General features: G+C 35.8%; 14 protein-coding genes and 1 tRNA gene. 4 read left to right on the plus strand and 11 right to left on the minus strand.

Going from position 1 to position 20,626, the window contains the following annotated elements:
* The 8 genes from D9R05_RS08075 to D9R05_RS08110 form a co-directional block, all read right to left on the minus strand.
* Positions 1-3,274 (minus strand): PKD domain-containing protein (locus tag D9R05_RS08075; protein WP_240463008.1); only part of this gene is annotated, 3,274 nt, incomplete at its 3' end.
* Positions 3,275-3,735: 461 nt separating this feature from the next.
* Positions 3,736-4,017, minus strand: coding sequence for a hypothetical protein (locus tag D9R05_RS08080; protein WP_121666719.1), 282 nt, complete (start codon positions 4,015-4,017; stop codon positions 3,736-3,738).
* Between the two features lie 564 nt (positions 4,018-4,581).
* Complete coding sequence (locus D9R05_RS08085) at positions 4,582-6,492, minus strand: OmpA family protein (protein ID WP_121666720.1); 1,911 nt, start codon at positions 6,490-6,492, stop codon at positions 4,582-4,584.
* A 425-nt stretch (positions 6,493-6,917) separates the two neighbouring features.
* Positions 6,918-7,826, minus strand: coding sequence for a PorP/SprF family type IX secretion system membrane protein (locus D9R05_RS08090; RefSeq protein ID WP_121666721.1), 909 nt, complete (start codon positions 7,824-7,826; stop codon positions 6,918-6,920).
* 428 nt (positions 7,827-8,254) lie between these two features.
* Positions 8,255-10,816 carry a T9SS type B sorting domain-containing protein gene (locus D9R05_RS08095; protein ID WP_121666722.1) on the minus strand — a complete coding sequence of 854 codons (2,562 nt, stop codon included), beginning with the start codon at positions 10,814-10,816 and terminating at the stop codon, positions 8,255-8,257.
* Between the two features lie 34 nt (positions 10,817-10,850).
* Positions 10,851-11,777 carry a T9SS type A sorting domain-containing protein gene (locus D9R05_RS08100; RefSeq protein WP_121666723.1) on the minus strand — a complete coding sequence of 309 codons (927 nt, stop codon included), beginning with the start codon at positions 11,775-11,777 and terminating at the stop codon, positions 10,851-10,853.
* A gap of 515 nt (positions 11,778-12,292) precedes the next feature.
* Positions 12,293-13,822, minus strand: coding sequence for a tetratricopeptide repeat protein (locus tag D9R05_RS08105; RefSeq protein ID WP_121666724.1), 1,530 nt, complete (start codon positions 13,820-13,822; stop codon positions 12,293-12,295).
* A gap of 71 nt (positions 13,823-13,893) precedes the next feature.
* On the minus strand, positions 13,894-15,519 hold the full coding sequence (locus D9R05_RS08110; protein WP_162984928.1) for a tetratricopeptide repeat protein: 1,626 nt from the start codon (positions 15,517-15,519) through the stop codon (positions 13,894-13,896).
* 435 nt (positions 15,520-15,954) lie between these two features.
* Between D9R05_RS08110 and D9R05_RS08115 the strand changes: the two genes are divergently transcribed.
* On the plus strand, positions 15,955-16,338 hold the full coding sequence (locus D9R05_RS08115; protein ID WP_121666726.1) for an HU family DNA-binding protein: 384 nt from the start codon (positions 15,955-15,957) through the stop codon (positions 16,336-16,338).
* 1,023 nt (positions 16,339-17,361) lie between these two features.
* Here the strand turns inward: D9R05_RS08115 and D9R05_RS08125 are convergent.
* A tRNA-Met gene (locus tag D9R05_RS08125) sits at positions 17,362-17,434 on the minus strand.
* A gap of 61 nt (positions 17,435-17,495) precedes the next feature.
* Positions 17,496-18,578, minus strand: a complete 1,083-nt coding sequence (locus D9R05_RS08130; protein ID WP_121666728.1) for a glycosyltransferase — start codon at positions 18,576-18,578, stop codon at positions 17,496-17,498.
* A 116-nt stretch (positions 18,579-18,694) separates the two neighbouring features.
* On the opposite strand from D9R05_RS08130, the gene D9R05_RS08135 reads away from it, so the two are divergent.
* The 3 genes from D9R05_RS08135 to D9R05_RS08145 all read left to right on the plus strand — a co-directional run bounded on the left by D9R05_RS08135 (position 18,695) and on the right by D9R05_RS08145 (position 20,350).
* Entirely contained in the window at positions 18,695-19,732 is a 1,038-nt protein-coding gene (locus D9R05_RS08135; RefSeq protein ID WP_121666729.1) for a helix-turn-helix domain-containing protein, read from the plus strand.
* Between the two features lie 98 nt (positions 19,733-19,830).
* Positions 19,831-20,130, plus strand: coding sequence for a hypothetical protein (locus D9R05_RS08140; protein ID WP_121666730.1), 300 nt, complete (start codon positions 19,831-19,833; stop codon positions 20,128-20,130).
* A gap of 58 nt (positions 20,131-20,188) precedes the next feature.
* Positions 20,189-20,350: a DUF1328 domain-containing protein gene (locus tag D9R05_RS08145; RefSeq protein ID WP_121666731.1), complete on the plus strand. Its 162-nt coding sequence runs from the start codon at positions 20,189-20,191 to the stop codon at positions 20,348-20,350.
* Positions 20,351-20,440: 90 nt separating this feature from the next.
* Here D9R05_RS08145 and D9R05_RS08150 read toward each other — a convergent pair whose 3' ends face one another.
* Positions 20,441-20,620, minus strand: coding sequence for a CPXCG motif-containing cysteine-rich protein (locus D9R05_RS08150; RefSeq protein WP_121666732.1), 180 nt, complete (start codon positions 20,618-20,620; stop codon positions 20,441-20,443).
* Positions 20,621-20,626: the final 6 nt, after the last annotated feature.

The raw sequence follows: 20,626 nt of genomic DNA on the forward strand, positions 1-20,626 counted from the left end.
TTAAATCAAAAATGGAAAAGCCATCCCCATCATCATCGCATTGAGAAAGTGCTTCTGCTGGTGCCTCGATCATAGGACTATCATATACTTCTAAGGCAAGCTCGGTTTGTAATACACAGCCGTTAACAGCATCTTCTACGCGCACATAAATTACATCGTTATAAGCCGTCGTATTGGCATAAGGAGAACTTACTGACGATACGCCTAAGTTTGCATCACTAGAGGTCAAGTGATAACTTACTTCTAAATCTGCATTACCTAAAGTAATCTCATCGGTCTTGCTCTCTAAATCAAATAAAGTATAAAAACCATCATTATCCGTATCACAAGCTATTAAAGGACTTGGATCTGCGATAGGAGCCGAAGGCGTTGCTTCTATCATAAAGCTAGTCTCTGAAAAACAACTTCCTAAATCATCGGCACTTACACGTACAAAAACCTCTTGGGGATTACTCGTATTCTCATAAGCTGTTGGCGTAGCTATGGCATTGTCATTATCCAAGTCTATTTGACTGGCATAATAACTTACACTATAATCCTGAGGGCTTTGTCCCGATAAAGCTTCTTGGTCACTATCGGTTAAATCAAAGGTTGCTGTCCCGGTAGTACCGCCATCACACGCATATTTATCACTAACCACTCCTACTGTAACCGGAGTCGTCTCTAAAGTAAAGTCGGTTAAATTATAACAGTCCCCATTGATCGCGTTTTCTATACGTACATAAATGGTCTGGCTATTACTACCGGCTATATAGTTAGCAGGGTCTGCTATCGCATTAGTCGGTACATTAGCTTCCGCTATGGTCTCATAATAACTTACCGTGAAATCATTCGCATCTTGTGCGCCTAATAAAATAGGCGTATTTTGTGTTAAATCATATACTGCATCACCATTGGTATCGGTATCACAATAGCTTAAATCAGGAACCGGATTTGCGATTCCACTTTCATAACTGGTAATCGTAAAACTATCTACTGCATAACAGCTCGTTAGCGTATTGCTCTCTACACGTACCCAGATCGTCTGAGGACTTGCAGTATTCTCATAAGCTGTTGGGGTGCCTATCGATGGAGTGCCTGCCTCGGCCGAAGCCTCATCTTCATAATAACTTACACTATAATCGGAAGCTGGTTGGTCTGCGCCTAATGCTACCGAATCGTTTTGAGTTAAATCGAAAATAGCACTTCCATTACTGTCCGAATCGCATTCTTCTAAATCTTGAGTTGCTACGACTGCAGTAGCGTAACTGCAATAGTCAAAACTACTGGTCACATAACAATCCGGATACTCCGTGTTTTCCAAACGAACATAAAAACTCGTACAACTGTTATTTCCAATCGGGTAAGCACTAAGATTGCTTAAGGCGTCTTCACCTTCATCCGCATCGCTTTGACTACTATGGTAAGTCAAGTTAAAGGTGTTTAGGTCTTGTCCGTTTATTAAGTCGTCTTGATAACTTGTCAGATCAATGCTTTCTACAGGGGTACTCGTACACTCGGGTTCCAAATCGAGTGCTTCTAAAAAAGGACTGGCATAAACCCTCAAATCAAAACTGGTGAGCGCATAGCAGTCATTAGCCGCATGGTCTACCCGGGCCCAGATCGTTTGGGGGTTTTCCGTATTGGAATAGGCTGCAGGACTTTCTATAGGGTTTAAGGCTTCTTCGGTATCTTCCATAGCGGTGTAATAACTCACCGAATGGCTACCGACTTCTTGATCTCCTAAAATCTCCGGGCTCTGTTGACTCAAGTCAAAAACGGCTTGTCCGTCGTTGGGAAGCTCATCACAAAGCTCCAGATCCTCCACCGGATTTGCTTCAGGACTAGCTAAAATCGTAATCTCTTCGGTCAAGATAATGTCATAGCCTAGAGCGGTCTCTAGATCTACCGTCACCGTATAGGTGCCGGGGGATTCATAGGTGTGACTCGGCATCTCCTCTGCCGAAGTGTTGGCACTGCCGCTATCGGGGTCGCCAAAGTCCCAATCCGTCACGGCTAAATCAGAGCGGGTCTCTACTTCAAACTGCGTCGGACTACCCGAACACAAATCCTCATAAGCAATCTCAAATTGAAAATAACTCGTGATAAATGGGGGGAGGCCTAAACGGGAATTATTACCCGCTAAATCTACCGCATCATCTACAAAATTACAAGCAGCGCCGAGCTCATTTGGGTTGTTGATCACACTTAAATAAGGGTTTAGATGGTTCGTGGTATATAATTTACCGTCTATCCCCAATTGTAGAGCAGAATATTCAGAAGCAGCAGCAACAAGCGTTTCTGAAGCTTGAATCGCCGGTAAGGTAGGTTGAGTAATGTCATATTGGTAAATTGGACCGATCCCTGCTCCTGAACGCGTATAATAAAGAACCTTACTGTTGGGAGAAAACTCTACGCCATAAGCGGAATTACTAGTAATCAATTGAGCATTGGACACCACACCCGTACTATTATCAAAATCAAATAACTCTAAACCGGTATTAAAAAAACTTATAGCACAGGCCAATTTTGAACCATCCGGAGCAACCTTTAAATATCCTATTGCACCAGTTCCTGCTCCGGCGGATAAGTGGACTAACCCACTACTGCTTATTACAGGTGTACTATTAACTCCGCTATTAGTTACTAAATAACTTACAAAATCATTTGAACCCATTCGGTGTGCAATCACCCAAATATCATCTCCATTATCATGATACACCGCAGTCAATTTTTCAGCCACCAGTGTTTCCAATTGAATGTTTTTTTCAGTTGAAATCACTCCTCCTAAGCCTCCATTCAAACTCATATCCACTACGGAATAAGTTAAGCCATTTGGTCCTCCTTGGGCATCCACCGCAAATACATAATACCGATCATCATCGCCGGGATCCGGTACAATAATCGCTGATTGGGTACTACTATCATCTCCTAACAAATCTGTTCCATTTAGCATCAAGTTATGGTTAGCATTGTAAATATCAATACCGTTGGTATAAAACAATAAATTACCTTCACTATCGGAAATCGTGGCACAACCTTCTTGTTGTTCCAGCTGTCCATCAGTTAACGCAACAGGTACACCCGTGCTGAAATTTACCCCAGCATGATCACCAAAATACCAGTTGGCGGCTTCGAGTTGGGCGTAGGTGTTTAAGGAAAAAAGGAATAGTAAAATCCCCATCCCGACCTTCCCCCAAGGGGAAGGAGAGCTCTTTCTTCCTTTTTGTCTTTCCTTTTGTGGAAAGAATTTATGGAGATCAGGTAATTGAACGCCATGGAGAAAAACGATCACCTTTTTCAAAGGGCTTTTATTATATTCTTTTATTTTTTTTATCAAATTTTTTAAGATTCTCATATCATCAGCTTTTTTATTGGCTTTTATTATTTGGGGATTAAAAGCGTGGTCAGCTGTTGTTTATTTTTTTAGCTGTTAGCCTTTAGCTCTTGGCTGTTAGCTTGTTTATATTTATTTTATAATTCTGCATTATTCATTATTAACTAAACTTTAAACCTTTATAACCTCTTCTCGATACAATTATTCTTTTCAGTCGCAATCACTCGAAGTGACAGTTCGTTTTCTTTTAGCTATTAGCCTTTAGCTCTTAGCGATTAGCATAATTCAACATTTATAATTCTTAATTCTGCATTCTGAACTCGTTTACTCATTACTAATTACTAATTCTTGATTCATCACTTAATAACTCCATCACTCCATAACCTTATTAATTCACTCAACGTTCTACAAATTCATAATCAAAACAAGGGTTCCTGATAACCTTTATGCTTGGCTAAGGGCCATTCTTGATGTTCTTCTAAGCATTCCATCGGGTTGGGGATATAGCACCAGCACTTGAGCAAAAAAGAATCCGAGCCAAAATGATACCAACGCTCATCTTCAAAATCAAAATAGCCTAATTCAATAAAACTTAAGTCTTCACTATACACCAAGACCGTTTTGCTAAAACTGTGGTCATCTGTATCCCGTTCAGGAATTTCTGACATCGGGTGAAAAACCCTGGATTTTTTCTCTTTCATAGCGGTTGTTTTTTATTCTTTAGCTTTTAGCGCTTGGCTGTTAGCTTTTAGCTATTAGCTTGCACGATTTTGAATTATAAATTTTTACACATCTCTCAAAGTTCAATAACTTTCGATTACTTCTCGATACATTTTTTAATTCCATTGCATTTCATTTAAAAAACACTCGAAGTGACAGGTCGTTTTTTTAGCTGTTAGCCGTTAGCTCTTGGCGGTTAGCTTAATTTAATATTTAAAAGATCTTTTTCTTTTTATCATTGCCATAATCCCGATATATATCGGGAGAAAGAAAAAGGTCTAGGCTTACGAAAAAATCATAAAAAATACTACGGAACCCACAGCCACTGATAAAAATAACTCAACCTTCCTATCGGTCGGTCTCAAAAAGATTTTTATGTTCAGCCATATCGGCTTCCTTGATTTTTAATTATTTTTTCGATAGACCAACTGGTTTTCTATTTCTACTCATAACTTTTGATTCTATATGATTAATTTCTTCCTTCAACATTTATAATTCTTAATTCTGCATTCTGAACTCTAAACTCGTTTACTCATTACGAAAAACTAATCACGAATTATCCGAAACACCGAACGTCTATTCTCTTGGTATTGCTCTTCGCTACAGTTGTCGCATTCTACTTTTGGTTTAGATTCACCAAAAGCCTCCCAGCTTATTCTTGATTTATCAATTCCCTGAGAAACTACATAACCAACTGTACTCTTAGCACGTCTCTCTGATAGCTTCTGGTTGTATTCAGCTGAACCTCTTTTATCGGTATGGGCTTCTACTTTAATTTCCATCTCCGGGTGTTTCTTCATCACTCCTACAAGCTTATCTAATTCTAAAGCTGCTTGTGAACGAATCGTCGCCTTATCAAAATCAAACAGAATTGGATTTAACACAATCTCTTCTTTTTTGATGATGGGCTTTATGGGGCTTAATTCTATGGTCACGCCTACTTCTCCGCGTTCTTCCGGACTTACTTGGGCTAAACCACTTTTATATCCTGTGGCATTGGCTTGTAAACTATAAGCCTTATCAACTCTTAATCCTTGAAAAGCGGCTTGTCCTTCTCTATTGGTTTGTTTCTTCCCTACTTGGGTTTTAGCTTCATTATAATTCAGTACTTCTGCCTGTGTGATTGGCGCTCCGGTCTCTGCATTGATTACCTTAACCATAATATCGATTTCTTCGATAGGTTCTAATTGGACTACACGGTAAATATTGTCATTGGCCGTTTGTGCATCTTCTGCTAAACCACCTCGATTGGAACTTACATAACCTTTCTTTGCTGATGTACTAAAAGTGAAAGCAAAATCATCGCCATTACTATTAATAGGTTGTCCTATATTGTTAACCTCTCCAAAGTTACTTCCCTTAGCCTTCGCATAAAATACATCTAATCCTCCTATGCCTAATTGACCATCACTAGAAAAGTAAAGTGTGCCTTCTTCATCTATATAAGGAAAACTATCTCTTCCTTCCGTGTTTATTCCTGCTCCAAGATTTTGAGGCTCTCCTAAAGAACCGTCTTCAGACACTGATACTTTATACAAATCAGAATGCCCTATTCCTCCTGGCATATCACTAGAGAAATAAAGCGTTTTTCCATCAGCACTTAAGGCCGGATGTCCGGTAGAGTACGCTGAACTGTTAAACGGTACCGATTGAATATCATCCCACGCTCCATTAACTAATCTTGCACGGAATAGTTTTAACTGCCCCACTCCTTGCTCATCTTCTTCATAATCTCCATCCAAATAATCATTACGCGTAAAATACATCGTATTTCCATCAGGGGTGATCGCTACAGTTCCTTCATTAAATTTAGTGTTTACCTCTCCTTCTAAAAGCTCTGGTGAGGTAAACTCTTCTCCCTCTCTAGTTGATACATAAACATCTAAAGTCGGTTGATCATTCCATCCATAATTCCTTCTTGATTTGTTTCGAGCGGATACAAAATAAAGCTTACCATCTTTTTCATAACCTCCAAAATCAATAAAATCTGTATTTAATGATAAACGCTCTACGCTAAATTTCGCTTCCTTATCTAATATATCTGATAAGTAATTTTGATTAGACTTAAAGGCTTGAGCTCGCTTGTCCTGTGGTGAACGAGAAGCAAACGCTTGCATCGCCCGGTTTGCTTCTTCATAATTTGCATTGGCTTTCAACATCTGAGCATAACGATAATAAGCCTCTCCTGAAGCATCTGAAGCACCATCTATATACATCGAATAATAACGTGCTGCCTCTTGGCTGTTATACAAATTGTAATAAGAATCTGCTAAACGATGATAAACATAAGGAGTCGCATCACCTTTGTCTACTAGTTTTTTGTAATCTTCAATGGCATCTACATATTCTAAACGATCGTAGTGTTTGTCAGCTTTCTTGGTAGCATTGCTTTGGGCAAAGCTGTTTCCGCTCATAAAGAGCAACAGTAGACTTGCTATATAGTATATTTTTTTCATTGGATCTTTATTTGGTTTAATTCTATTTCTTTTAAAAAGTATTAGTCATCGAGTAAAATAATTACTTTTAATTAACCTCTGTTCATTTTGTCTTGATACAAAACGAACCAAAAAATCAAGAAGGTTTTAAGGAAATTTTCTCGAACACTGTTCTCGAAACCACTACCAAATCTGCACTACATGCTCTTTTTTGCTATCGCAAAACGCACTTCCGCTTGATTTGCAGTTATTTCTGAAAAACCTTCATCTAAAATCTTCATCGTTTTATATTATAACCCCGTCCCGATTTTCCCGAAGGGGAAGGAGTTAGCATAGATGGTTGTTGATTAAAATAAGTTCTTTTTTTCATTTGTATTTAGTCTTAATTTATTAAGTCTATATCCAGTCCACGTATCCCCCCTTCGGGGGGACCGAGGGGGATAGTCTTAGAAATATCTTGGTGAACGGTAAGACTTCTTACTAAACAGCACATCAAACAATACAAAAGCTTCATAAGAAGGCTCCTCTATATCTGAAATTGTATGATCATAAGCAAAACCTAATTGTAACCAGTCCGTCGCTCGAACACTCACTAAACCACTTACCGCATCATCTAAACGATAAGATGCGCCGATCTCAAATCGCTCGTAAAACAAAAAGTTAGCATTTACATCAAAGGACATAGGAGACTCAAAAGATGCCTTTACCAAAGTCGAAGGCTTGAACTTTAAATTCTCACTCAATTCAAACACATATCCTGCAGTAGCAAAATAGTGTTGCTCTTCTGTTCCAAATTCTCTCCCATCTACATCTAAATGTTTCGAATTTAAAAAGTTAGGAACCGACACACCGATGTAGTATTTATCAGTATAATAAAGAAAACCGGCTCCAAAGTTTAAATAGGTTTCATTAATATTCTCACTAAAAGCTACATCAAACTCATTCTGAAGACTTAAAGGTATTAAACCTACATCGTGAAAGGTTGCTCCGGCTTTTACCCCAAAGGCTAATTTATGATCCCCTCCTAATTGTAGGGTATAAGAAAAATCACCATACACATTGGTCTCTTTTACCGGACCATTCTCATCAGATATAGCCGAAAGACCTAAACCAGTCTTCTCTCCTACAGAAGAATGAGCAAAAAATGTATAGGTCCGAGGAGCGCCTTCAAATCCTGACCATTGATCACGATAAAGCAAACCGATAGACAAACTCTCCTTAGAGCCTGCATAAGCCGGATTAACTACGCTCATATTATACATATACTGTGTGTATTGTGGATCTTGTTGTGCCCAAACTTGATAACTACTGCCCAATAGAAATAGCGCGAATATGAATAGGTATAGGTTCTTCATCCTGTATTTTTTATATGATTTTTTCATCGTTTAAAATTTTATTGTATTTTAAAGGCTGTCTGTACATCTTACTAGTAGGGTGTTTTTAATTGCCTATATGAAACATTATTGAAACTAGTACAGGGTGTTCGTACAGACAGGCCTTTGTTAATATACCTGCCCCGGAACAGTTGCACTTCTACCATTTACCCCTAATTGGTAAAAGTGCGTTATCAGCTTAACTATAAAAACCTTATGAAAATCATTACAATTATCTTTCATTTGTTCCGGGAACAGGTTAACTAGCGTGCTTTTTTATAAAATACCTGTCTCGGAACATCTTGTGGGTACTTCTTTTTTTAACCATATGAAGAAAAAGTACTTTTGTTTAACTAAAAAACAAGATGACGGCCAATCGCCTTTTTATCCGAGAACAGGTATTTTTTTATTTAAAGCTCCTGCTGTACATACACCCATTTCTTGATGGCTCCGCCATATTCCGGGTGGGGTTCGGCTAATTCCAGTACATAATAATAGGTGCCCGTCGGTAAATTATTTCCGTTGTTATCCTGACCAAACCATTGGTCACTATAATTATTTGTCTCATAAACCACACGGCCGTTTCTATTGAAAATCGAAATATGTTTTCCGCCATAGGTTGCTGTTAAAAAGCTTAAATCAAAGCTATCATTCGCTCCATCACCATTGGGAGAGATTCCTTCGGGAATCTTACAATCTCCGGTTACTAGGCTAAGCTCGGCTACCCCTGCGCAGCCATTGCTATCGGTAAGACGGACATACACCTGTTCTTCTTGGCTAGTGGTAACATAAGCCGTAGGGTTTTCTACCGTATTGGTATTCGCCTCCGCATCGGCTTCACTTGCATAATACTCCAAACTCAAACCGCTGTCCACTTCAGCTGCGATGTCTGTTAAATCAAAGGGAGAACAGCCCATCAGCTCTAAACTAGTTCCAGTAAGACTTGCAGCTTCTACCTCGATATCCAATAAAGCTACTGCATAGCAATTCGGCAGGCTGCTGTTGCTGATGCGTACATAGATCACTTGTGGATTACTGGTATTGGTATATGCTGTAGGGTCGGTGATTGCGTTGGTATTGTTATCCGCATCTCCTTGGCTTTCAAAATAAGCTAAGTCCGTATCGGGCTGGTTTTCCTGAAAGTCTGCCGAGCGTTGGGTTAAATCGATTGTCGTTATCCCATCCAAAGCTTCCGTATCACAGGTGGTGATCGGGGCGACACTCGGAGCTGTAGGTTGCGGGGTGGTCTCCAAAGCAACAGGTGTGACCGCATAACAGCCCGTATCGGTATTGGTAACTCGTGCATAGACCGTACCGGTAGCAGATTCATAGCTATCGGCAGGGCTAATCACCGCTACATCATTCTCAGCGCCGTTTTGGTCTTCGTGGTAGCTCACCGTATAGGTGTTGGAATTTTGTCCGTCCAAAATTGTATCGTTAAGGCTAGTTAAATCAAATTCTCCATTGTTGTTCGTTCCCCCGCAAGCCAGTAAAGGAGCAGCGGGAGTTCTAGCCTCGGCGCCTTCTAAAATCGTGACCTCAGTCTCAGCCGTCTGCTGGGCGCCATTACTCGTGATCGTAGCCGTTACCGTATAGGTGCCCGCTTGTGCGTAAGTATGGGTTGGGGTAATGCCGGTTCCGGTATTCCCATCGCCGTAATCCCAACTTATTGCATCAATCCCCGGAATACGGATCGTACTAAAGGCTATCTCTTCCCCGGGACACTCCCCCTCATACAATATTCCTGACTCGAAATAGCTCTGGATGAAACCGGGGAGGCTATAGCCACTCTGCTTCCCCCCTAAATTAATTGTTTCCAAATTAAAACCTGAATCTAACCCTTTATTATTAGGAAAGTTTACAACACTTAAATTGGAAAAATCATTAAGAGAAGATGATGCACTAGTCATATATATTTTTCCATTAGGAGCTAATTGTAAAGCAAGAAAGCCATTTAGCTGTTCTTCTATTAGAACTACATCAGAATTCAATATATCTTGTTCCCCACCTGCCTCAAGATCAAACTGATGAACTCTCGAAAAATCTATACTTAATCCCTGATCGATAGTATACAAAAAACGACTGTTGGGAGAAAACTCAAGACCATATCCTAAAAAAGAAATCGCAGAAGTAAGCGTGACTGGATTGGATAATTGTCCAGTAGCAGAATCAAAATCAAACACTTGTAAGGAAGGAGGACCTACTAAAAATGAATTACTAATAGCTATTTTTGAACCATCAGGGGATGCTTTCATTTGACCATAAGAATAATTTAAATTATTACCAATTGAACTACTTACCGGGCTAGTTGAGATACCTCCACTTGAAACCAAATATGCTAAAAACTCATTACTAGATTCTGGAGCACATCCATCTACTGGATGATCAACTCTATTTCCTTTATGACCGATCACCCAAACTCCATCTTTCTCATCATTATATATAGCAGTCAAATGCTCCCCTACACTATCAGTAGATAATTGAATATTTTTATTAGAAGTTACCCCCCCTAATCCATTATCTAGACTTAAATCTACTTCTGAAAAGTATAAAGGTGAGTAATCACATTCTTCTTCCATATGAAAAATATAGTAAACTGTTGAACTTCCTGGTTTAGGAACAATTAATCCAGTTTGTGAAGTAGATTCATTTCCTAAAAGCCCAGTGCCATTTTGCATAATCTGATGATTAGCATTCCATACCGTTACCCCATTCGTATAAAACAGTAAGTTTCCACTTTCATCAGAAATTGACCCAACCCCTTCTTTATCTCCAGTTGAACTTAACTCTCCATTCAATAAAACGGTGGGTGGTGAAGTATTAAAATCTAAACCAGCTTTTTCATAAAAATACCAATTATAGGCTTGTTTTTCGGTCCATAAGCCGTTTTGCCATTGGGCATAGCTCATCTGAGCACACATTATCAATAGCATACACAACAACCAAGGTGTGTCAAGTAGTTTATTTTTCATAAGTATAGGTTTTTAGGTTCATAAATTCTTCTATCTAATCTTTTAGTATTTTAAAACTGTTTTGTTCGCCTGAAGTAAAGCTTGTTCTAACAATATATACGCCTTCTTTATAAGAAGCCATATCTACTAATACTTGTTTTGAATTGTTTCCACGGCTATGGTTAACTTCTTGCCCAAGGATATTAAAAATCTCTACACTGGTAATCTGTCTATTATTGGACGATAGGGTTAACACACCATTACTATTGGACAAATGATAGGTGAAGTCTTGCGTGTTAATATTTTCTATGGAAAGACCGGTTTCTTGCAGACTTACATTATCTACATAAAAATCGCCTTGATTTAGAAAAAAGAAACACAATTTATTAAATTGAGAAAGATTGTTAATTGCTCCGGTATACAATAATTCATCATTTACATAATAAGCAACTTGCCCTGCTGTAAAATCATATTCCGCTCGATAGCTTAACCAGGTGTTATATTCAAAGAACCCGACTTGATCAAAGTCATAATCAGTAGGGTTTTGCGGGTCGATATCGACCACAACGATAAAACCATTCACAAAAGCTAAACGCGGGGAAGCCGAACTATCATCGATCGCGCTGGCAAACAAATCCATAGCCCCGGTTTGATTAGGAGTCTCTAAATACAGATCCATACTCACGCTTAGGTTTCCCGACCCTATAGCTAAAGTACTATTCGTAATACCGGGAAGTTCGTTTCCGCCCACGTTAACCGCTGCGTCTACTTGTCCTTTTAAAGCATAGTCTCCATCACTGGAATGTACATCACTAATTACAAACAGTGAAGTAAAGGTGTTTTCTGCTTCCCAGCCTTGTTGGCCATGGACTTCGCCTAAACTATAGCCTTCATCGGCTTCAAAAGAAAAGGTGTTTTGCGCTTGAAGGGATAATAAATTCCCAAAAATAATAACGCTAAAAAATAAGGTAGTTTTTTTCATGCTTAATTCGTTTTATGCTTAATTGATTTAATCAAATTTGGAAAAACATTTGCTAAATCATTGATTTTAGGGCGGAAAGAAACGGCCTTGAGGGAGGAAAAAGTGTGACACAAAGAAAACAAATCTCGTAAAGTGCTGAAAAAGTGAATGTTAAGCTGAATGAAAAAAAATAATTATTTTTTAACACTTAAGGTAGCCAAAACATAACAAGGCTCATTATTTCCCTTTATTAATAGAAAAAAATATTATAAAACGACAATCCTGTATTAGACAATTCTCTTTATTCATCCTTTTCATTGATGAAAACAAATCAAAAGAATAAGATTATCAAATTTTATCTAATTTTTTGATTACTCCTAAGTTTTAAGGATTCACTTTCAAAAACAGTATTTTACGAAATGTTATAGGTAGCTCAAAAAGCCTAAAATTTCACCGTATACCAAAAAAATTTCAAAAGTTGAAAGCTGCTTAAAAAAGGCTTTAAAAGTTTATTTTAAAATCTTTTAAAATGCTATTTATAAATTAATTAAATAATTTTCTATAGAAAGCCTTTTATCATTTATATTCATCTTTTTTCTTAAGCGGTTTATTTTTTTTCTTACCGCATTATGAGTGATATGGTATAAATCACTAAGCTCTTTTTTATCTAAATTGAGATAAAGGTAACATAAAAAACGAATATCTTTACTGGTTAGTTCAGGGTGTTTCTCCTTTAATTTATCAATAAATTTAGGGTTCACTTTTTCAAAATGATAAACAAAATTATCCCACTCTTGCTCTGAGTTTATCTTTTGTTTTAAAAATTGAATATGTCTGGAGAAAGTAGGGTCTTGAAATTTCTGTTTAAAAGGAATTAGTTTATCTAAAATTTCTTTAAGTATAGTATTCTTTCCTCTAATATAATGTTCTTTGGAAAGTAATCTTGTATTCTTTTTTTCAATTTTACTTTTTAATTGATTAAGTTCCAGCTCCGTAATCAATTGTTGATCATGGAGAGTGGTTTGTCTATTTTTTGCTTTATTTAATCGGTTTTTGTATAATATATATATAAAAGCAAGTACCAGTAAAAAAATTAAAAAAATTAAACCAAAAGCTATTTGTTCCTCTTTTTGTTTTTCTTTTTCTAGTAGGATTTGATTTTTATATTCATTAATCTCTAATTTAACCATATTCATCTCAAACAGATCGCGGTTAACCACTTTCTCCAAGATATCTTTTGTAAAAATGATAGAATCTTGATATCTATTTGCTATTGCATATGCTTTTTGTTTATAAAATAATCGAGAAAAATTTTTATAAAAATTAATTTGATTATGTAAACTATGCCTCTTAGCAGGACCTTGAAGTCTCATATAATTTATTGCTTGTGCAATGCTATCCTGTTCTTCATAAATATCGACCAACAAATCTGTAATACAGATATAGCACTCTACTTCATTTTGTTTATCAACAGCAGGCATGAGTCTTTTAAGTATTTTTTTTGATTTCTTTAAGTCTCCTTTTATAAATAAAGCTCTTGCATGACTAACTTTCCATTGTTCTGCAAAATTACTGGTTAAGGCTTGCTCTTTTATTTCCTGCAAATATTTAAGTGCCTCTGTGTATTTACCTATAGCATTATAGTTTCGCGCTACGTTTATTCCTGAAACAATTTTTAAGTATATATCATCCTTTTCTTTTGAATACTTAACTCGTTGATAGTTTTGTTGATAATAAAAAAGTGCTTCCGTATAGTTTTTTTCACTTGCATATAAATTGGCTATATTATTGATGATGCTTATTCGCTCCTTATGAAATTTTTTATCCTGTAATAAGCTTAAAGCTTGATTATAATAATGGAGGGCCTGACCGTAATTTGATAAACGTTCATACATGATTCCCGTAATAAACTTAACTTCAGAAAGCCTGTATACGTCTTGCTTTTCTTTTGTGTACAACTCTGCTTTTGCCAAATGTTTTAAAGCCGTAGTATAATTTTCACATTCATAAGCTTCTTGATAATTTTCCATCATCATTTGTAAATCATCAGCCTTATGAATTTCCATCCCGTTTATGGGCTGGAATAAAAAGGAAAAAATTATACAGTATATCATAATTGTAATGTAAGAAAATCCAATCAGCTTAATTTAAATAGGTATTCATATAACGCTAGCTCGCTTTCTTCCAGTTTCATTTTTTTAAGAATTCGTTTTTTTCGTTTTCGTCCTGCGTTATAAGTAATATTAAAGAGATTACTGATTTCTTGAATATCTAAATTCATATAGATATAACATAAAAAACGGATATCTTTGCTGGTTAGTGAAGGATGCCTTTCTTTTAATTGAGTTATGAAGTTAGGGTTCACTTTTTCAAAGTGCATTATAAATTCCTCCCATTCCTCTTCTGTTATTAGATGTTTTCGTAGGTTTTCAATGTAATTTAGCACCTCTTTGTCTTGTGCGACCACCGGTATTTTTAATAAAGACTTTATTGTATTTTCAATCACCTCATTTCTCCCCGAAAAATATAAGGCTTTGGAGGCTAGTCTTCTATTTTTTTGAGCAATTTTATTTTTTAAATCTTCAACTTCAAGTTGAGTGATTCGCTGTTTATTTTCTATTAATTGTTGTTTTTGCTTTTGCTTAATCACCCGGTTACGCAAACCTCTATAGGCAAACAAAAATAATACAATTGCAAACACACTTATCAATATATAAATTCTTCGCTCTGAACGCTGTTTTTGTTTTGTAAATTGTAGTTGATTTTTATATTCTTGAATTCCTAATTTAACTTTATTTGCTTCAAATAGCCCCATTTTAACACGCTGCGTTAAAGCATTCTTCCCCATAATAATGGAGTCTTTATAATTTCTAGCCAATTCAAATTGTTGACTGCTATAATATAATTCTGAAACCTGATTATAAAGTTGTAATTTCCAATATAGATCCTTTATTTCGTTACTATATAGTAATCCTTTTTTTGCCATTTTAATTGCTTCATTAATATTTCCCTGATTCTCATAAATTCTGGATAAATAAAATAAAGCATGCACATTAAATTCGTTTTCCCTTTCAGTTCTTATAGTGTTGTATAACACCAACAATGTATCTTTAGCTGTTTCAAATTTTTCTTGAAGCAGCAGATTTTCTCCTTTGGCTACTTTTCTAGCATATTCAATACGAGAAGGAAGCTCAATTTCTACGCTTTTAATTTTATCTATCGCGGCTAAAGCCTGTTCTAAATAAACATCAGATTCATTCAGATCACCCAATTTATTATAAACTACAGCTATATTAGTTGCGTATAAAGGAGTATTATAGTATGGTGCGTCAAAAGATTTAGAAAACTCATGAGCTTTTTTATAATATTCTAACGCTCGACTATAGTTTTCCTCTTCAAAATACAACTCCCCAATATTATTAAGAATGTTGGCACTCCGTTTGTTAAACTCAGGATTTTTAATAGCAATCTCATAAGCTTTTCGATAATACTGTAAAGACTCTCCATAATTAGATAAATCATTATAAATTACCCCAAGTATCATTCTTGCTCTACTTAACTCATCATCCCATTTTTTCTTATCAGCAATTAATTCTACTTTGGTGAGTTTTTCTAAAGCTATTGCATAATCACGGTTTTCCATAGCAGTCACTCCTTCATCAATCAATTTTTCGCATTCTTTCTTAGATATAAGCTCTTGAGAAACGCTTACAAATGGCATCGTTAATAAAAAAATAAGAGAAAACCGAAATATAACTTTCATAAAACTAAGGAATAGTAAAATCATTTCTAAAATAATAGTTTATTCCTATTTATCAAAGGTTTTGCATATCTAACCTTAAAAAGTTTATCTTTAACTACTATTAAAAGAGTGAATTAAACATAATTCTACATATTAAGTTGAACTTTGTTTTCAAATTCAATTTAATACTGACTCTTAAAAGATAAAAAAATAGAAATAAAACATTACACACTCCCCTTCTCTAAAAAAAATAATGTTTCAATTCAACATTTAACATTCAACTTTTCAGATGACCTCAACATATATAAGCTTTTATACGCGCTGTTAAGAACTTGTTGAAAAGCTATCTGATCTTTTATAAAGGAACTCTTTTACTTTCAGTAATTTTATACTTGTAAGCCGTGATAATATGGTTTACCGGCCGAGAAAAAGGCTGTCTTTAAATAAATTACCATTATGGTACAATTAACTAAAGTAGGGAAAATTAACCCACAAGATGTGGAAGCCCCTATTCGATTTTACGCTCACACCAAAGCGGTGGGGCTGGTTGATCTGGAACGATTAGCCTATTTAGTGTCTAACCAATCTACTGTTCGCGAAGCCGATTGTGTTGCGGTATTGCGTGCCTTACAGCACAACATCATTGATGAACTACGCAATGGAAAAGTCGTACAGCTGGGTAGTCTGGGCAATTTTCAAGTAGGAGTTCGCTCCTTACCGAGTGATTTGGAAGAGGAGGTAAGCGTCCAAAACGTTAAAAGCGCTCATATGAATTTTCGTCCCGGAAAACCCATACGAAAGATGTTAGACACCTTAGATTATCAATTAGTTACCGGCTAGCACCACGATTAATTTGTAATTTTTGTAGAAACCCCGAGCAATTTGCTTGGGGTTTTTTATGTTTTTTGCTGAATATCCGTATTTTTCCTGCCGCAAGCTATTTTTATTGCCGCGCGGCATACTTCTATACGCCGCGTTTGTTTTTATACATGCACAGCAAGCTTTAAAATCTGCCCTAGCAACATCTATTTTTTATCCTATTTTCACAAAAACCTTCTTGATTTTAAAGGAATTAACCGCAAAAGTATAAGAAGAACAAAACTCATACACATAAAAACGTTATTGCTTAAATAAATACTTACAATTCATAAAACAAATAATATTCACGCACTAGATCCCTGTTTATAAGATCGTTATAGTACTAACGAAGTGCTCTTATTTAAAGTAGATTATTCTAGCTTTTAAGGGAATGCGACTGATTAAAAAGCATAAAAAAGCTCAAAAAAATATTAAAGGCTAGCACCACGATTTCTTTTTTTGAGCTGTAATTAATGTAGAAACCCCCTATTTTCGGGTAAGTTTATGTAGGTAAATATATAATTTGAGCGCATAAGACCCAAATAAATAGCGTATAAAACAAGCATAAGCAATTTCTACATCCTGTTAAAATTGTTTACAACTTTTAAAAGAGCTCCAAGAGCAGCTATACCAAAGTCAAGTCTAGCGAGGTTTTCACCAAAAAAACAGAAACTAGATTTTTATAGTAGATCTTCTAAATTGTGAATAATTTTATAAGCGAAAATAGCCTATATTAAGAACTTGAAACTTAAATTATAAATCAATATTAAATTAGGTTATAGATAGGAATGCAAACACATCAGTAGAATCTTTTTATGCAAAATTAAAGACTTTAATACTCAGCTTAGAGGAGTAAAAATAAATATAGGTTAACTACAGTTTTTGCTTAAACATAACGATTAGACCTAATATGTTATCGCTAAAAAATGATGACCCAAATATGAACCACAATTAAGGGCTAAAACTACGAAAGCCCCTGTATATACAAGGGCTTTCATAAATTAGTAGCGGGAACTGGACTCGAACCAGTGACCTTCGGGTTATGAGCCCGACGAGCTACCTACTGCTCTATCCCGCGATTTCGACTGCAAATATACAACATTAAATCACTTAAAACCAAATAAAAATCAAGATTTATTTTACGAGTATGCGTTTACTTTTTTATTGGCTTGAAATTGATTGATAATTTTCTGATAAAGAAGCTGATACGTATCTACTCCTTGTTGAACCGTAAAGTTTCCTTCAATAAAACTACGGCAATCTTTTCTATCTTTTTGCAAACTATCGACTATCGCTTGTTTTAAAGTTTCTTTAGTAAGGTCATAAATCAAACTTCCACAGCTAGCCGGCACATATTCCATAAAACGTTCATGAGCAATGCAGCTTACCGGAGTCCCGCAGCTTAAAGACTTTAAAATATTTTCGGGTGTCGTTGATTTTTCATCTAAGAATACAGCCGCTTGTGCGCTTCCTAAATAAGGTACCACTTGTTCTTCTGCTAAATCACCCAAATAAACTATGGCTGTATTTAAACTCGACTGAATCATATATTCAAAATAAGCCTTATTGGTTATTTCGCCTACAATCCATAATTTCCAGCCGTTTTCTTGACACACTTTGATCAACTCATCCAGCTTCCCTGATCGCTCTATGGGTCCCCAATAAATAAGTTGCTTCTCCTCATAGGCATTTCTAAATTTCCATTTAACAGTATCTACACCTTGATAAATTACCTCATTGATAGGCGTATAGGATTCCCAAAGCGATTTAAAATAGTAGGTAGGACTTACATAATAGCTATGCGAATGCGAATTTAATTTTACTGCACTTTGTAGTAAAGCCAATGGCTTTTTTGACAATACCGTTAAACTTGGCATAGGTAAAAATTGAGCCGTATAAATAGGCCAAGAATGCAAACTGAAATTATGCACCACATCTACATCTGATGTGGCTAACAACTGAAAGGCTTCAGCATAGGCGTGTTGATCTTCTACTTCTTTTTTTTGTGTTGATGAAACTTCATCGTCATATTGCCAATCAACAGAATGCGTATGGAAACTATACAATTCGCAATCGACTTGCGATCCTTCTTGTGCAAACAACAGAACTTTTATGCCTTCTTGTTTTAAGGACTCTATTAAACGTAGCATAAACCTGTCATTATAGCCTGTACAAGCCTTCGTAATTGGGTAATCATTATGTGCAATAAATGCTATTTTCATCAAGAATTAAATTTAATTTTAACAACTTCCTCGGAAATCGCTACCTTTAGGGTTCAAAGTTCTCTAGAATGACTGACGAACAGCAACGCATTACACATAAATAATAAGACAAATACATGAAAAATCTGTATGTAAAATCATTACCCTTAAAGGATGTTATCAAGGATTTAGCTGAAGAATTACAAGGAGAAGTAATTAAACATTGTGATGAATACATTATTGAAATACCTGAAGCACATGGACAAGGCTATGTTCGGGGAATTAATTTTAGAAAAGGAATAGGCGTAATTGAATATGATTGCGTGTTTAAAGAAGACATTCATATTCATTTTTCGTTGAGTCAGATTCACCCCTTAAAATTTATATTTTGCAGCAAGGGAGTGGTAAAACACAGCTTTGAAGAGTTAAACAAGCCTAATTTGATAGAAACCTATCAAAACGCCCTAATTGGAAGCAGCGCACATAACGGTCATGTTTTGGAATTTGAAGCCGGTAAACGTGTACATATGAACAGTTTAGAGATAGACCGCGAAGTCTTTTTAAGCGAGTTTTCTTGTAGCCTTAAAAAATTTAGTCACCCTCTAAAAAATTTACTATTAGATGTGGAGGCGCATAAACTATTCTACTATAAAGGAAATTATAGTTTACGTACCGCTGATCTAATCCAAGAAATGAATACCGACCTCTTTTCTGATTTTATACGAGCCGTTAAATTAGAGTCGCAAGCCTTAGAAATGCTTGCCGTACAAATTGAGCAATATGAAGACGACTTAAAACTCGATAAAAATCAGCAAGTGCTCCGCAAACAAGAAATTGAAAAAATAATTGCATTTACAGAAAATATGACAAAAAACCTTTCGGTAACCTACACTGTAAAAGAATTTGCGAATGCCATTGGTATTAATATTAACAAATTACAAGAAGGCTTTAAATACCTTTATCAGGATACGGTAAATAATTTTATACAGAAAAAAAGACTGGAAAAAGCGCAAGATTTATTGATGAACACTGAGTGCAGTATTCAGGAAATTACCGAAAAAATTGGTTTAAGTAATCCGAGTTATTTTTCTAAACTCTTTAAAGAGCGTTATAACTTAACACCCAACCAATTTAGAAAAGGAAAACCTCCTAAGGTACTGATCCCTAAAGATTAATCTTTTTTTAAGATTTGTTCATTTTTGTGTTAAAAATGCGCCAATTGTCTTTTAAAGCTTGATTATCATCTACTTTCATTCTATTTTTAAAAGAAAAAATGAAAGTTAAAGAATACTATTACGAAGAGGCCATTATTCAGGAAATAAAAGAAACATTTTCCTGTTCAAGAAATCGTGCTACCGAAAAGCTGTATACCTTTATACTAAAGAAAAAATACAATGCAGACGAAGTAGCCATAGATTTTGAACGAAAAATCGCCTATTTGCAATTCAGCCATGCTGTTTCACATACCGATGAGCGCCTCTTAAGAGCTTCAACTAAAATTGTAGAAATGCACTTTAGTTCACTGCGTCAATTGGTATTAAACAACTTAGAAGAATTTAAGCAAGCTTATTAATTTTTTACTGAATTTTAATTATTAACCAAAATACGAACTAACCTTAAACTTTATTATTATGATACGATGGATTGTTATTTTTTTGATTATCGCTCTAGTTGCCGCAATTTTTGGCTTCGGCGGAATAGCTGATGGAGCTGCAGATATTGCACAAATTATTTTTTACATCTTTATTGTGCTGCTGGTTATCTCTTTAATTTCAAGATTATTTAGACGATAAAAATAAACAGAATAAACTGCTGCTTACACCTTTTTAGGACTGCTTTTTATAACATCTTTAAAGCACATCTTGATTAGCTGTAAGCAGTTTTTATTGCTCTAAACTTCCGGTACGAAAGTCTATTAAATTTCCGGATTCAAATTTCACTTCTATTTTTATGGGATTGCAACAGACCTCGCAATCTTCAACGTAAGTCTGACTCACCGAAGGATCCAATAGCATGGATATTTCTTCCCAGCAATGGGGACATTGAAAAAAATGTTCTAGCATACATAG

Origin of the sequence: Mesonia aquimarina (assembly GCF_003667275.1) — a bacterium.
In the GTDB taxonomy this organism is placed as follows: Bacteria; Bacteroidota; Bacteroidia; order Flavobacteriales; family Flavobacteriaceae; genus Mesonia; species Mesonia aquimarina.